This is a genomic window from Kribbella sp. NPDC003557 (assembly GCF_040610805.1).
GTDB lineage: Bacteria > Actinomycetota > Actinomycetes > Propionibacteriales > Kribbellaceae > Kribbella.
The window spans coordinates 1-13730 of the sequence record NZ_JBEXMY010000011.1 but is presented as its reverse complement, the minus strand read 5'-3'; the positions used below and the strand labels follow the sequence as shown (position 1 = coordinate 13730).

Here is a 13730-nt window from a genome sequence, read left to right as displayed (position 1 = left end):
GCCCATGCTCTCAGAGTGCCGCGAGAGCGCTGTTGAGCTTCACGACGTTCACGCGAGGCTCACCCAGGAAGCCGAGGGTGCGACCCTCCGTGCTCTCCTTGACGAGTTCCTGCACCTTCGCCACCGACAGGCCCCGCTCCCGCGCGACGCGGTCGACCTGCAGAGCGGCGTACGCCGGGCTGATGTCCGGGTCGAGACCGCTGCCACTGGCCGTGACCGCGTCCGGCGGGACCTGGGCCGGGGCGACGCCTTCCAGCGCCGCGACCGCCTGGCGCCGCTCGTCGACCGCGGCGACCAGGTCCGCGTTGTTCGGGCCGAGGTTCGACCCGCCGCTGGCGGCCCCGTCGTAGTCGCTCGCGGACGGGCGGGTCTGGAACCACTTCGGGTCGGCGACCATGATCGGCTCGCCGTCGGAGTCCTTCTTGCCGCTGTCCATCGTGTACACCTGGCCGATCAGGTCCGAGGCGACGTCCTTGCCGTCGACCTTCACGATCGAGCCGTTCGCGTTCCCGTGGAACAGCACCTGCGAGACGCCGGTCATCACCAGCGGATAGGCGATACCGAGCACCACGGTGAAGAACAAGAGCACTCGGACCGCTACGCCGAACCGGCGGAAACTGCTTGTCATCGACAACTACCTTTCAGCGCAGACCCGGGATCAGCGAGATCACCAGGTCGAGGAGCTTGATCCCGGCGAACGGGCTGATCAGGCCGCCGACGCCGTACACCAGCAGGTTGCGGCGCAGCATCGCCGACGCCGAGGACGGCCGGTACCGGACGCCGCGCAGCGCCAGCGGCACCAGCAGCACGATGATGAGGGCGTTGAACACGATCGCCGACACGATCGCCGACTGCGGCGAGTGCAGGCCCATGATGTTCAGCTTGTCCAGCCCGGGGTATGCCGCCGCGAACAGCGCCGGCAGGATCGCGAAGTACTTCGCCACGTCGTTCGCGATCGAGAACGTGGTCAGCGAACCGCGGGTGATCAGCAGCTGCTTGCCGATCTCGACGATCTCGATCAGCTTGGTCGGGTTCGAGTCGAGGTCGACCATGTTGCCGGCCTCCTTGGCCGCCGACGTCCCGGTGTTCATCGCCACCCCGACATCGGCCTGGGCCAGCGCCGGAGCGTCGTTGGTGCCGTCGCCGGTCATCGCGACCAGGCGACCGCCCTCCTGCTCCTTCTTGATCAGCGCCATCTTGTCCTCGGGCGTCGCCTCGGCCAGGAAGTCGTCGACCCCGGCCTCGTCGGCGATCGCCTTCGCGGTCAGCGCGTTGTCGCCGGTGATCATCACGGTCCGGATGCCCATCGCGCGCATCTGGTCGAAACGCTCCCGCATCCCTTCCTTGACGACGTCCTTGAGGTGGATCACGCCGAGCGCACGGGCCGTCCCGTCGATGCTCTCGGCAACGACCAGCGGGGTGCCGCCGGAGGCCGAGATGCCGTCGACGATCTCGCCGAGCCGCGGGTCCGTCGTACCGCCGTGCCGGGTGATCCAGGTGTTCACCGCACCTGCGGCGCCCTTGCGGACCTGCCGGCCGTCGACGTCCACGCCGCTCATCCGGGTCTGCGCGGTGAACTCCACGAACGTTGCGTGCGGCAACTCCCCGGTGTGCCGTTCGCGCAAGCCGTACCCGGTCTTCGCGAGTACGACGACGGACCGGCCCTCCGGCGTCTCGTCGGCGAGGCTGGACAGCTGCGCCGCGTCGGCCAGCTCTGTGTCGGACACGCCGTCCACCGGGATGAACTCGGCCGCCTGCCGGTTCCCCAGCGTGATGGTTCCGGTCTTGTCCAGCAGCAGGGTGTTCACGTCCCCGGCGGCCTCGACCGCGCGGCCGGACATCGCCAGCACGTTGCGCTGCACCAACCGGTCCATACCCGCGATCCCGATCGCGGACAGCAGCGCGCCGATCGTGGTCGGGATCAGGCAGACCAGCAGGGCCACCAGGATCACCAGACTCAGGTTCGTGTGCGCGTAGTTCGCGAACGTCGGCAGCGTGACGGTCGCGATCAGGAACACGATCGTCAGGCTCGCCAGCAGGATGTTCAGCGCGATCTCGTTCGGCGTCTTCTGCCGCGACGCGCCCTCGACGAGCGCGATCATCCGGTCGATGAAGCTCTCGCCGGGTTTGGTGGTGATCTTCACGACGATCCGGTCCGAGAGCACCTTCGTGCCGCCGGTGACCGCGCTGCGGTCGCCGCCGGACTCGCGGATGACGGGCGCCGACTCGCCGGTGATCGCCGACTCGTCCACACTCGCGACACCCTCGACGACGTCACCGTCGCCGGGAATGATCTGTCCGGCCTCGACGACGACCAGGTCGCCGAGCCCCAACTGGGTGGCCGGGACCTGTTCCTCGTCGCCGTCCGCCGTCAGCCGGCGCGCGGTCGTCTCGGTCTTGGCGCGGCGCAGCGTCTCGGCCTGGGCCTTGCCCCGGCCCTCCGCGACCGCCTCCGCGAGGTTCGCGAAGATCACGGTCAGCCAGAGCCAGACCACGATCCACCAGACGAACACGCTGGAGTCGGTGACGGCGAAGATCGTCGACGCGACCGCGCCGACCTCGACCACGAACATCACCGGGTTCCGCACCATCACCCGCGGGTCGAGCTTGCGCAGCGCGTCCGGCAGCGAGGTGAGCAGCATCTTCGGGTCGAACAGGCCCGACGGCGCCTTCTTCGGGGCCGCCGCCGGTTTCGCGACGGGCGGCGTGGGTGGGATGGTCAGCGTGGTCACAGTCCCTCCGCGAGGGGTCCGAGAGTCAGTGCGGGGAAGTAGGTCAGGCCGGTCACGATCACGACGACGCCGACGAGCATCGTCACGAACAAGGCCTTGTGGGTGGGCAGCGTGCCCTGGGTCACCGGGACCGGCTGCTGCTGGGCGAGCGACCCGGCCAGGGCCAGCGCCAGCACGATCGGCACGAACCGGCCGAGGAGCATCACCAGGCCGAGGGCAGTGTTGTAGAACGGGATGTTCCCGCTCAGTCCGGCGAACGCGCTGCCGTTGTTGTTACCGGCCGACGTGAAGGCGTACAGCACCTCGGAGAACCCGTGCGGGCTGTCGGTGTTGAGGATCGAGGCCCGCGCCACCGCGAGTCCCATCGCGATCGAGGCGCCGACCAGGACGACGGTCGGCGTCGCGAGGATGTACATCGAGACCAGCTTCATCTCGCGGGCGGTGATCTTCTTCTTCAGGTATTCCGGGGTGCGCCCGACCATCAGGCCCGCGACGAACACGGTGAGGATCGCCAGGATCAGCATCCCGTACAGCCCGGTGCCGGTGCCGCCCGGCGACACCTCGCCGAGCATCATGTGGAACAGCGTCGTCCCGCCGCCGAGTGCGGTGTACGAGTCGTGCATCGAGTTCACCGCGCCGGTCGAGGTACCCGTCGTCGAGGTCGCGAACAGCGCCGACGCCCATTCGCCGAAGCGCGTCTCCTTGCCCTCCATCGCGGCGCCCGCGGCCTGGGTCGCCGTACCGGCTCCCTGGTTCTCGAAGAACGTGGCGGAGAACGTGAACGCCGCCCACAGCGTGCCCATCACGCCGAGGATCGCGTACCCCTGCCGCTTGTCCTTCACCATCAGGCCGAAGGTCCGGGTGATGCACACCGGGATGACCAGCAGCAGGAAGATCTCGAACAGGTTGGACAGCGGATTCGGGTTCTCGAACGGGTGCGCCGAGTTGGCGTTGTAGTAACCGCCGCCGTTGGTGCCGAGCTCCTTGATGACCTCCTGGCTGGCCACCGGGCCGCCCGGGAGGTGCTGGGTCTGGCCGACCACCGACGTGACCTCGTGCCCGCCGGAGAAGTTCTGGACGACACCCGTCGCGACCAGCACGACGGTGCCGACGACCGCGATCGGCAGCAGGATCCGCAGCGTGGTCCGGGTCAGGTCGACCCAGAAGTTGCCGAGCCGGTCGGTCTTCGCACGGGCGAACCCGCGGATCAGCGCGACCGCGACCACCATGCCGACGGCCGCCGACAGGAAGTTCTGGACGGCGAGACCGGCGAACTGGACCAGGTGGCCCATGACCGCCTCGGGCACGTAGTTCTGCCAGTTGGTGTTCGAGACGAAGGACGCGGCAGTGTTGAACGCCAGCCCGGACTCGACGTTCGGCAGCCCGAGCGACAACGGCAGCCAGTGCTGGAGCCGCTGCAGCAGGTACAGCAGGACGACGCTGACCGCGGAGAACGCGAGCAGCGACCGGGCGTAGACCGCCCAGGTCTGGTCGGCCTTCGAGTCGACGCCGAACAGCTTGTACGTCGCCCGCTCCACCCGCAGGTCCTTGTCGGAGGTGTAGACGCGAGCCATGTACCCGCCCAGCGGCCGGTAGACCGCCGCCAGGCACAGGATCAGGAGGCCGACCTGCAACAGGCCGGCCGCGGTGTCGGACATCAGAACCTCTCGGGGAAGATCAGGGCGGCGATCAGATAGAGGACCAGAGCAGCGGCCACGACCAGGCCGGCGATGTTCTCGGCGCTCACAATTTCTCCACTCCGCGCAGCGCGAACCAGACGGCCGCGAACACGACGACGGTGAGTGCGAGGTAGACGACGTCACCCATGACGACCCGACCTCACGATGAAGGTGCTCATGGGTTCAACTGGACACCGCTAGCTGCCCGGTCAGGAGGGTTCTCGCAGGGCTCTCACACCCGCTGACACAGCTCTCACAGGCTTCTCACATACTTACGCCTGGCACATCAGTCGACAGATGAGGGAAGAACACGCACGTGACTGAACTGGACATCCCCGCCCCCGCCGAGCAGTTCTTCTCCGCGGAGACCCGGACCGCGCTCGCCGACGCGAGCCGCAAGCTCGCCGAGCGGCTCCAGGCACACACCGACGCGCTGCTCGCGATGACGGGCGACGAGGACCACACCACGCTGTTCGAGCACAACGCCGCGCTCGAGGGCGTGGTCGAGGACTGGAACGACGCGGTCTTCGAACACACCGGTACGGCGCCGCTGCTGCTCGACGACACGGTCGACGACGAGGACGAGGAGGTCGAGCAGGACCAGGCGATCAGCGTCGTCTCACGGTTCGACCTGCGCGTGGTCGACCTGGACGCGCTGCTGGAGGCCGGTCGCGCCGCGCAGGAGCGGCACCCGGCCGAGCTGGACGAGTCCGGCGACCGCGAGCCGGTCGACTCCGCCGAGCAGGCGATCTACGAGATCAGCCGTGAGGTCGGCGAGGCCTGGTTCGAGCTGCCCGGTATCGAGATGGTCGCCGGCGCCCGCGCGTACGTCGTCCCCGAGGCGCCGTTCGAGCCGCTCGACGCGGACGCCGAGGACGTCGTCACCGAACTGATCGCCCCGAACGGCGTGGCCACCCACGCCGAGACCTGGGCCTAGAGCAGTAGCTCACCGTCCAGCACCGTGACGGCCCGGCCCTTGAGGTAGACGCGGTCGCCGGCCGGTACGACCTGGACGACACCGCCTCGGGCGGACGCCTGGTAACCCACCAGCTCGTCCCGCCCGAGGCGCTCGGCCCAGTACGGCGCCAGGCTCGTGTGCGCGCTCCCCGTCACCGGGTCCTCCGGGATCCCGCTCGCGGGCGCGAAGAAGCGCGACACGAAGTCGTACTCGGACCCCTGTGCCGTCACGATCAGCCCGCGGAGGCTGTCGCGCTGCGTGATCTCGGCGATCGCGTCGTAGTCCGGTACCGCCGCGAGCACCGTGGACTCGTCACGGACGACGACCAGCAGGTCACGGAGCTCGCCGGTGACGTAGACCTCGCCGGGCTCCACCGCCAGCGCGGCCGCGAGCCCGTCCGGAACAGGGACCTCGATCGGCCGGTTGACCGGGAAATCCAGGGTGATCCCGTCCTCGGCGATATCCGCCACCAGCACGCCACTCAACGTCGCGAACGACGTCTTCCCGGACACCTTCCCGTCCGCCGCCAGCACGTGAGCGGTCGCCAGCGTCGCATGCCCGCAGAGCACCACTTCCTTCGTCGGCGTGAACCAGCGCAGGTCCCACTCCGCCGCGGCCCCCGCCGACGGCCGGACGAACGCGGTCTCGGCGTGCTTCATCTCGGCCGCCACGGACCGCATCCAGTCCTCGTCCGGCCACTCCCCGGCCTCGAGCACACAGACCCCGGCCGGATTTCCGGTGAAGGGCCGGTCGGCGAACGCATCAACCACGCGGATCCTCATCCCCCGACGCTAACGAGTCCAGCCGGGCCGCTTCCATAACCACTTTCCCGCCGAGTGGCCTTGAACCGCTTCGGCGTACGGGACGTATCGACTGGTGTCCCGCATACCTATCGAGGGGGAAGTGTCATGTCACTGCGCTCGAAAGGCCGTCCGCTCGCGGTCGTGACCGCGCTGGTCAGCGGTCTCGCGCTGATCGCGCCGGCCACCGCCGACGCACACCGGTCCCGTCCGCCACTCGCCGTACAACAGGTCAACCTGGTCTCCGACCAAGCCGGCAAGGCCGCGCTCCAGGACGCCGACCTCGTCAACCCGTGGGGCCTGTCGCTCGGCGCGACCACCCCGTTGTGGTCGTCGAACAACGGTACGGACTCGTCCACGCTGTACTCGTCCGCACCGGGCTCCAGCACCGCGACCAAGGTGCCCACCGTCCGGGTGACGCTGCCGGCGCCGACCGGGCAGGTGTCGAATCCGGGCACCGGCTTCGTACTCAGCAACGGCACCACCAGCGCGCCGGCCCGGTTCATCTTCGCCACCGAGACCGGTCAGATCGCCGCCTGGAGTCCACAGGTCGACGCGTTGATCGGCCCGGCCGAGATCAAGGCCACGACACCCGGCGCGAACTACAAAGGGCTGGCGCTCGCGACGACCGGATCAGGGGACCGGTTGTACGCCGCCAACTTCGCGCAGAAGCGGATCGACGTCTTCGACAGCTCGTTCCAGCCGGTGAAGCTGCCGCGCTGGGCGTTCCGCGACGTCCGGCTGCCTCGGGGCTACGCACCCTTCAACGTGCAGACGCTGAACGGACGCATCTTCGTCGCCTACGCGCTGCTCGACCCGAAGACGGACGACGAGATCGCCGGCCCCGGTCGCGGGTTCGTCGACGTGTACACGGTCGACGGCAAGCTGATCACCCGCGTCGCGTCCCGCGGCACGCTGAACGCTCCGTGGGGTCTCGCCCTGGCCCCGGCCGCCTGGGGTCTGCCGACCGGCACGCTGCTCGTCGGCAACTTCGGCGACGGCCACATCACCGTGTTCCGCCCGGGGCGGTACGGCGGCTATCACTTCGCCGGCCAACTCCGCGGCGCCAACGGCAAGACCCTGGCGATCGACGGCCTCTGGGCCCTCCTCCAAGGCACCGCCACCACCGGCGGCACCGACGTCCTGTGGTTCTCCGCCGGCCCCGACGACGAAACCCACGGCCTGCTCGGCCAGCTCAGACGATGAGCGCTTTCTCGAACCAATGGTGGGCGTAGGGCTCGTTGTTGAAGGGCGGGACTTCCTGGTATCCCGCTGAGCGGTAGAGCGCGATCGCCTCAGTCAGGTGGTGGTTGGTTTCCAGGCGTACGGCGGGTGCGTGATGCGCAGCCGCCGTACGCTCGAGCTCGGACAGCAGGCGGCGGCCGAGCCCCAGGCCGCGTGCATCCGGAGACACCCACATGCGCTTGATTTCGGCTGGTTCGTCGCCGTGCAGTTTCAGGCCGCCGCAACCGACCGGCTCCGCGTGCAGCGTTGCTACGAGCAACAAGCCCGCGGGCAGGGTCAGCTCGGCGTTGCCGGCGGAGATGCTGCGAGCCGGGTCGAAGCCGGCGTCGAACCGTCGCGCGAGCTCGGCGAAGTACTCCGACAGGCAGTACTGCGCCGCCGGCAACCGTGGATCCATCACCTCCACCCGGACCATCGACGCCGTCAGCAACCGCGTCACCTCGTCCATCGCCACGACCAGCCGCTGACGTTGGCCCTCGCTCAGAGGCTCCAGGATCGCGGTGGCGAGCTGGTCCGAACGCTCGTCCAGCACCTGCCGCTCGGCGAGTCCCTTCGACGTCAACCGCGCCATCCGGACCCGCGCGTCCGCCGTACTCGGCTCGACCCGGACCAGCCCGGCGCGTTCCAGCGACCGCAGCAGCCGGCTCACGTACCCGGAGTCGAGATCTAGGCGAGCACGCAGCGATCGCACGTCGCACCCGGCGGCCCCGATCTCCCACAGCACCCGGTCCTCCCCGAGCGGCCGGCCGCGCGCGAGGTAGTCCTCCTGCAACGCCCCGACGCGTTGCGTCACCATCCGGTTGAACCGCCGGACCTCCGCGACATCCATTCTCTGACTTTAGTCAGATATCTCGCGGCTAGCGAGCCCGGGCGATCGCCTGGATCGCCCGGAGGCGGCCGTCACCCAGAGCCGCGGTCAGGTTCTCGAGACGCCGGCGGAAGTCGGGGACGAACGCCTGGAGGCCGAGCGGACTGGGTGGCAACGACTGGATCGTCCGCATCACGGGCCCGATCTGCTCGGTCAGGTCGACCCAGTGCTCGACTGTGAAACCCGCTGCTTCGAGAGCGTCGCGCAGCTCGGCGGGCGTACTGAGGTGCGTGTGCCCGGGTCCATCGGCCCACGGCAACGGATAGTCGAGCTCGCCCCCGCCACCGGCCGTGATGTCCCACAACGCCAGTTGGCCGCCGCTGCTCAGAACCCGCCTCGCCTCCCCGTAGAGGCGACCCTTGTCGGCCACGTTCATCTGGACATGCTGGCTGAACACGGCATGGAACGAGGCGTCGTCGAAGGGCAGCGCGGTCACGTCCGCCTGCCGTACGGCGATCTTGCCCTCCAGGCCGACCAGGTGATCGAGCCAGTCGGCGATCTCGCAGTACTCGCCGGACAGGTCGGCAGCCGTCACGGCGCAACCGAACCTCGCGGCGAGATAGCGCGCCGTACCGCCGATACCGGCACCCGCATCCAGCACCGCACTGGTCTCGGTAAGGCCGACCAGGTCAGCCAGCTGGACGGTCGCAAGCCGGCCGCCCGTGTGGAAATCCTCCAGCAGCGCGAGATCCTCGGCTCGCAGGTCGGTCAGATCTTTGCCCGCGGCCACGAGCGCCTGCTCGATGCCGGTCCGGGCCCTGCCCGTTCGGTACGGGATAGCGAGGTCGGTCATCTTCTCCCCCTTTGTGGACACTGTCCACATTAGCTCGCGCAAGTGGACAGTGTCCACATTGTTATCCTGAGCCGATGAGCGAGCCGGAGGTAGCGCCCCCGCGGCGTCGGCGCCCGCGGGGCGATGTCCGGGCCGGCCTGGTCGCCGCCGGGATCGAGCTGGCGCGCACCGGCGGGCCGGACGCCGTGGTCCTGCGTGAGGCGACGCGGATGGTCGGCGTCGTCCCGAACGCGGCGTACCGGCACTTCGCCGATCGCGACGAGCTGCTCGCCGAGGTCTGCACCGCGGCGATGAACGAGCTGGCCGACCGGATGGCGGCCGGGATCGGCCGGGTCCGCGGCGGGCGCGGGAACCCCGGCGCGGCACAACGCCGGCTGGCCGCGATCGGAACGGCGTACCTCGAGTTCGCTCGTGCGGAGCCCGGCCTGTTCGCCACGGCCTTCGCCGTACCGCAGCGGCACGCCTACGCCGCGGGCGCCGAGAATGCTCGCACTCCGCTGGGCCTGCTCCGTGATGCGCTCGACGAACTGGTCGAGGCCGGCGTTCTCGACCGGCAACGACGCGAGGGCATCGAGTACCCGATCTGGTCGATCGTTCACGGCACGGCCGTGCTCACCGGTCAGGGCCCGCTCCGCGACGCGCCGGCGGCCGACCTCCGCCGGATCGAGGCTCAGACGCTGGCCTTCATCGGCACCGGCCTCACGTGACGCGAGGCCGGACCCAGAAGGGGCCCGGCCTCGGTGTTGTGGCTCCGTCAGTCGATGGGGCGGAGCTCGTCGGCGTACGAGACGGAGACCCGGCGGAGCACGCCGTCCTTGACCGAGTACTGCCCCATCCGCCACAGCGGCGGGCTGTACGCGTGAACCGTGACGCTGCCCTTGTCGAGGCCGGTCAGGCGGTGGATGTGGTCGGGGCCGAAGCCGTACACGTCGCCCGCCTCGACCTCGGTCTCGATCGAGTCGGTGCCGATCGCGAGGTTGTGCTCGACGAGCTTGCCGCGGGCGACCGCGACCGCGCCGGACGAGACGTCGTGGTCGTGCCAGCCGGTGTCGTTCACGGGAGTCCAGCAGATCAGCCAGACGTCGACGTTCGCGTCCCGGTGCAGCGAGGCGAAGACCCGCTCCTCGTCGCTGTACGCGACCTGGTCCTCCCACAGGTGCGGCTGCGCGGCGATCGACGCCGCCAGCTCGGACAGCTCCGCGGGCGTCAGGTCCCGCCCCGGAAGGTCGTCCAGCGACAGACAGTTGTTGAGCTCCACGAGCCGGCTGGCCTGACGCGCCGGGACGTCGGGAACGTCGATGGGCTGAGCAGTCACTGCACTCCCCTCTCAGGAGTAGCTGAACCGGCGCCGAACAGCAGCCGGTACGGATTGTCGTGGCGGATCACCGCGGTCGCGGCGTCGCCCTGGCGGAGGTCGGCGGCATCGGCGTACGGCCGGTCGGTGCCGTGCACGACCTGGTCGATGCCGAGGACCCGCGCGACCGCGTCGATCCCCTGCGGGCCGTAGCTCGAAGTGTCGACGTACAGATTCGGGTCGATGGTGCCGAGCCGGCCGCCGCGCGCGGTCAGCCGCTCGTGATGCACCGGCGCGAGGCCGGCCGCGGCGACGAAGCACAGCCGCAGCTCGGGGAACGAGCGTCGCCCGCCGAACGCGTGCCACGCCCACCAGGCCGCCTGCAGCTGGGTCGTGTAGTCGACGACAGGCGCCCACCACCCCGGCGCCTCGGTCGAACGTGCCTTGCCGGGGTGCACGAGGATCGGCTTGCCTTGCCGCTCGACGGCGCGCAGCAGTTCACCCTGGGCCTCCCAGCCGGCTGGCGTCGTGAGCACGTGGGCGGGCAGCTGCAGACCCAGGAAGCCGTTATCCAGAAGGTCTTCCAGCCCTGCGACGTCAGGCTCTCGCAGATCCACCGAAGCCCAGGCGCGGAACGGCTTCGGGAACTCAGCGGCACCCTCATGCCAGGCAGCAAGCAGGTCGGCGTCGCCGAGCTCCTCGACACCGAGCGGGCTCGACAGCGAGACGGCGGCCAGCGCCGTACCGGCGTCCTGCTCGATCGCGGCCCGCTTGCCGAGCTCGTGCGCGGCCGGATCCACCTCGTACGGCACTTCGGTCGTGCAGTGCAGCGTCCAGCCGTCGAGGTACGGCGGCTCGCGGCGGGCCCGGAGCCGGTCGACGAACGCCTCCGGCCAGAGGTGCTGATGGACGTCGATCATCGCGCCCTCCTCTCGCCGGTTTGATCAGATTGAAGCGCTTCAGGATGGTTAGAGTGAAGCGCTTCAAAGGAGCGTCTGTCAAGTTTCTGTCCACGGCGGGAGTTAGGGTCTTGGACATGTCCGGAACCGGCCGGAGGCCAACCCTCAAGGACATCGCCGCCGAGACCGGGCTCTCGATGGCCGCCGTGTCGTACGCACTGCGTGGTCTGCACGGCACCCCCGAGACCCGTCAGCGGGTCCAGGACGCCGCCGAGCGCCTCGGCTACCAGGCCGATCCGGTCGCCCGCGCGCTCGCGTCGGGGCGCAGCGGCTCGGTCGGCGTCCTGTGCGCCTCGCTCGAGGACCTCTGGCAGCAACGCGTCGCCGCGGCCCTCGGCCGCGAACTCCTGGCCCCGGACCGCAACGCCTGGATCATCGACTCCGCCGGCGACGCCGGTCGCCAGCTCGAGCTCGCCCAGCACCTCGTCGACCACCGCGCCGACGCGATCGTGGTGATCCCGATCGACCCGGCCGCGAAGGCCTGGGCCGACATCGCCCGCGAGGTCCCGGTGATCGCGATCGGCGACGAGCTGCCCGGCGCCAAAGCCAAGTCCGAGGTGATCCTCGACAACGAGACCGGCGTGACCACCGCGCTGCACCGCCTCGCCAACGCCGGCCACCGCGACATCGCCGTCCTGAGCCCGACCCGCCGCCTGGAGGTCGAACGCCCCGCCGAGGTCATCGCACAACGCGTGGCTCTCGACCTCGGCCTGAAGCTCCGGCTCCTGCAGTGCCCGCACGACCTGCCCGGCGCGACCGAGGTTGCCCGCTCCCTGCTCACCGGCGACGGCCGCCCGACCGGCATTCTCGCCCTCGCCGACTCGATGGCCTTCGGCGTGTACGCCGCCAGCGGCGAACTCGGCCTGCGCATCCCGGAGGATCTGTCTCTGCTCGGCTACGACGACCAGCCGATGTCCCAGCTCCTCACGCCGCCGTTGTCGACCTTCCACTGGCCCCTCGACGACCTGGTCAGCCACGTCGTCTCCCGCGTGACCTCGGCCGTAGACACCAACCGCCGAGTCCGCCGCACAACCCTCACGCCAACCCTCATCGAACGCGGCTCGGTAGCCACCCCACCCACCTGAACAGGGCAGCCACCGATACGCGACAGATTCCACCCGACCGAAACTAAACTAATTCACTGCACTTACTACCCGACGTCCAAGATCCGGACGACCCCGCATGCGATGCGGCCAGCCTCACCCGCAACTCGGCGCCGGCGCCCACGCAGCGCCCGCAGCCCGGCGCCAGCTCAGCCACAGCGCGCCCGCGGCCCGGCGGCAGTTCAGCCGCAGCACGCCCAGGGCCCGGCGGCGGCTCACCCCGCAGCTCGGCCGAAGCTCACCCTGCGGCTCGGCGGCAGTTCAGCTGCAGCGCGCCTGGGGCTCGGCGCCAGCGCGCCGCAGCTCGGCGGCGGCTCGGCCGCAGATCACCCCGCCGCCCGCCCGCAGGTCACCGCAGCTCACCCCGCGGCTCAGCCGAAGCTCACCCCCGCGGCTCAGCCGAGCTCGGCCGCAGTTCAGCCGCGGGCTCGGCGGCTCAGCGCGCCCGCGGCTCGGCAGCAGTTCAGCCGCAGCGCGCCTGGACTCGGCGGCGGCTCGGCGGCGGCTCGGCGGTGGCTCGGCGGCTCGGCCGCACCTCACCCCGCAGCGCGGGCGTCCAGGCGCCACGTCTGCTCACACCGAGGCCTGGTGCAACGGCCCGCGTCACCAAGATCTGAGCCGGAAGTGCATCGGCACCGGCGGACCGCCACAGCACGGTGCTCGGGCACCCAGCCCAGCGACTCGCGCGCAACGACCCCACCCATGGTGTCTCAGGGTCTTGCTGCAAACCCGCAGCGCGGATACTAGCCCTCGGCGCCATATCCGACCTCCAGGACCCGGCTCGTGCGCTGGCAGGTGCTGCGGGCGCGGCTTGATGCTGCAGGCCCGGCCTGATGCTGGGGCCTCGTGCCGTGCGGGAAGGCGCCGGCACAAAAATGTGGGCACAGAATTTAGGTACAGAGATTAGGTATAGAAATGTTAAGGGCCACCCCTAGTGGGGTGGCCCTTAACAGTGTGAATGTCCGGCGGCGTCCTACTCTCCCACGACCTCCCGGTCGCAGTACCATCGGCGCTGGCGGGCTTAACTTCCAGGTTCGGAATGGAGACTGGGTGTTTCCCCGACGCTATGGCCACCGAAACTCTATAGAAATATCAAATCAAACACACACAAGCCACGAGCGGCTGGGGTTTGACCGTATTCCGGGAACCGTACAGTGAACGCGAAACCTTCTGTTACTTGTAGCGCAGCCAGCGACCCACAAAGAAGTATTTGTTGGTGTGTGACAAGCCCTCGGCCTATTAGTACCAGTCAGCTCCACACCTTACGGCGCTTCCACTTCTGGCCTATCAACCCAGTGG

13 protein-coding genes and 2 rRNA genes are annotated in these 13730 nt (G+C 69.5%); 4 read left to right on the top strand and 11 right to left on the bottom strand.

Translation table 11 applies throughout. The features are described 5' to 3' along the window. Positions 1-10: 10 nt before the first annotated feature. From kdpC to kdpF, 4 genes are all read right to left on the bottom strand, one after another. Positions 11-628, bottom strand: coding sequence for a K(+)-transporting ATPase subunit C (kdpC, locus tag ABZW60_RS36150; protein WP_355484697.1), 618 nt, complete (start codon positions 626-628; stop codon positions 11-13). A 13-nt stretch (positions 629-641) separates the two neighbouring features. Further along, positions 642-2657, bottom strand: coding sequence for a potassium-transporting ATPase subunit KdpB (gene kdpB, locus ABZW60_RS36145; protein ID WP_355485053.1), 2016 nt, complete (start codon positions 2655-2657; stop codon positions 642-644). A 71-nt stretch (positions 2658-2728) separates the two neighbouring features. Continuing rightward, a complete protein-coding gene (kdpA, locus tag ABZW60_RS36140; protein ID WP_355484695.1) occupies positions 2729-4390 on the bottom strand; it encodes a potassium-transporting ATPase subunit KdpA in 1662 nt (553 codons plus the stop codon). Continuing rightward, a complete protein-coding gene (kdpF, locus tag ABZW60_RS36135; protein ID WP_137256202.1) occupies positions 4390-4479 on the bottom strand; it encodes a K(+)-transporting ATPase subunit F in 90 nt (29 codons plus the stop codon). Before kdpF ends, kdpA begins: the two co-directional genes overlap by 1 nt. Before the next feature lie 248 nt (positions 4480-4727). Between kdpF and ABZW60_RS36130 the strand changes: the two genes are divergently transcribed. Continuing rightward, positions 4728-5348, top strand: a complete 621-nt coding sequence (locus ABZW60_RS36130) for a hypothetical protein (protein WP_355484693.1) — start codon at positions 4728-4730, stop codon at positions 5346-5348. Here the strand turns inward: ABZW60_RS36130 and ABZW60_RS36125 are convergent. Next, positions 5345-6151: a PhzF family phenazine biosynthesis protein gene (locus ABZW60_RS36125; RefSeq protein ID WP_355484691.1), complete on the bottom strand. Its 807-nt coding sequence runs from the start codon at positions 6149-6151 to the stop codon at positions 5345-5347. The genes ABZW60_RS36130 and ABZW60_RS36125 overlap by 4 nt on opposite strands. 126 nt (positions 6152-6277) lie before the next feature. Between ABZW60_RS36125 and ABZW60_RS36120 the strand changes: the two genes are divergently transcribed. Next, positions 6278-7375: a TIGR03118 family protein gene (locus ABZW60_RS36120; protein WP_355484689.1), complete on the top strand. Its 1098-nt coding sequence runs from the start codon at positions 6278-6280 to the stop codon at positions 7373-7375. Here ABZW60_RS36120 and ABZW60_RS36115 read toward each other — a convergent pair. Both ABZW60_RS36115 and ABZW60_RS36110 read right to left on the bottom strand, forming a co-directional pair. Next, the gene (locus tag ABZW60_RS36115) at positions 7365-8243 is read right to left on the bottom strand and encodes a bifunctional helix-turn-helix transcriptional regulator/GNAT family N-acetyltransferase (protein WP_355484688.1); all 879 of its coding nucleotides are present in this window, start codon (positions 8241-8243) and stop codon (positions 7365-7367) included. The two genes, ABZW60_RS36120 and ABZW60_RS36115, sit on opposite strands and share 11 nt — an antisense overlap. Before the next feature lie 28 nt (positions 8244-8271). Then, a complete protein-coding gene (locus tag ABZW60_RS36110) occupies positions 8272-9075 on the bottom strand; it encodes a class I SAM-dependent methyltransferase (RefSeq protein WP_355484686.1) in 804 nt (267 codons plus the stop codon). 74 nt (positions 9076-9149) lie between these two features. On the opposite strand from ABZW60_RS36110, the gene ABZW60_RS36105 reads away from it, so the two are divergent. Next, positions 9150-9782, top strand: coding sequence for a TetR/AcrR family transcriptional regulator (locus tag ABZW60_RS36105; protein WP_355484684.1), 633 nt, complete (start codon positions 9150-9152; stop codon positions 9780-9782). Between the two features lie 47 nt (positions 9783-9829). Here ABZW60_RS36105 and ABZW60_RS36100 read toward each other — a convergent pair whose 3' ends face one another. Then, the gene (locus ABZW60_RS36100) at positions 9830-10390 is read right to left on the bottom strand and encodes a cysteine dioxygenase family protein (protein ID WP_355484682.1); all 561 of its coding nucleotides are present in this window, start codon (positions 10388-10390) and stop codon (positions 9830-9832) included. Beyond that, positions 10387-11289 (bottom strand): amidohydrolase family protein, encoded by a 903-nt coding sequence (locus ABZW60_RS36095; protein WP_355484680.1) that lies wholly within the window; start codon positions 11287-11289, stop codon positions 10387-10389. Before ABZW60_RS36095 ends, ABZW60_RS36100 begins: the two co-directional genes overlap by 4 nt. Positions 11290-11405: 116 nt before the next feature. Between ABZW60_RS36095 and ABZW60_RS36090 the strand changes: the two genes are divergently transcribed. Continuing rightward, positions 11406-12413, top strand: a complete 1008-nt coding sequence (locus ABZW60_RS36090) for a LacI family DNA-binding transcriptional regulator (RefSeq protein WP_355484679.1) — start codon at positions 11406-11408, stop codon at positions 12411-12413. A 978-nt stretch (positions 12414-13391) separates the two neighbouring features. Here the strand turns inward: ABZW60_RS36090 and rrf are convergent. Both rrf and ABZW60_RS36080 read right to left on the bottom strand, forming a co-directional pair. Beyond that, positions 13392-13509 (bottom strand): 5S ribosomal RNA (gene rrf, locus ABZW60_RS36085). Between the two features lie 141 nt (positions 13510-13650). Beyond that, positions 13651-13730: ribosomal RNA gene (locus ABZW60_RS36080) — 23S ribosomal RNA — on the bottom strand; the annotation flags it as partial.

What these genes read in the sequence shown, in the direction of transcription:
- kdpC (WP_355484697.1), bottom strand. Translation starts at nt 628, where the DNA reads ATGACAAGCAGTTTCCGCCGGTTCGGCGTAGCGGTCCGAGTGCTCTTG.
- kdpA (WP_355484695.1), bottom strand. Translation starts at nt 4,390, where the DNA reads ATGTCCGACACCGCGGCCGGCCTGTTGCAGGTCGGCCTCCTGATCCTG.
- ABZW60_RS36125 (WP_355484691.1), bottom strand. Translation starts at nt 6,151, where the DNA reads ATGAGGATCCGCGTGGTTGATGCGTTCGCCGACCGGCCCTTCACCGGA.
- ABZW60_RS36120 (WP_355484689.1), top strand. Translation starts at nt 6,278, where the DNA reads ATGTCACTGCGCTCGAAAGGCCGTCCGCTCGCGGTCGTGACCGCGCTG.
- ABZW60_RS36115 (WP_355484688.1), bottom strand. Translation starts at nt 8,243, where the DNA reads ATGGATGTCGCGGAGGTCCGGCGGTTCAACCGGATGGTGACGCAACGC.
- ABZW60_RS36110 (WP_355484686.1), bottom strand. Translation starts at nt 9,075, where the DNA reads ATGACCGACCTCGCTATCCCGTACCGAACGGGCAGGGCCCGGACCGGC.
- ABZW60_RS36105 (WP_355484684.1), top strand. Translation starts at nt 9,150, where the DNA reads ATGAGCGAGCCGGAGGTAGCGCCCCCGCGGCGTCGGCGCCCGCGGGGC.
- ABZW60_RS36095 (WP_355484680.1), bottom strand. Translation starts at nt 11,289, where the DNA reads ATGATCGACGTCCATCAGCACCTCTGGCCGGAGGCGTTCGTCGACCGG.
- ABZW60_RS36090 (WP_355484679.1), top strand. Translation starts at nt 11,406, where the DNA reads ATGTCCGGAACCGGCCGGAGGCCAACCCTCAAGGACATCGCCGCCGAG.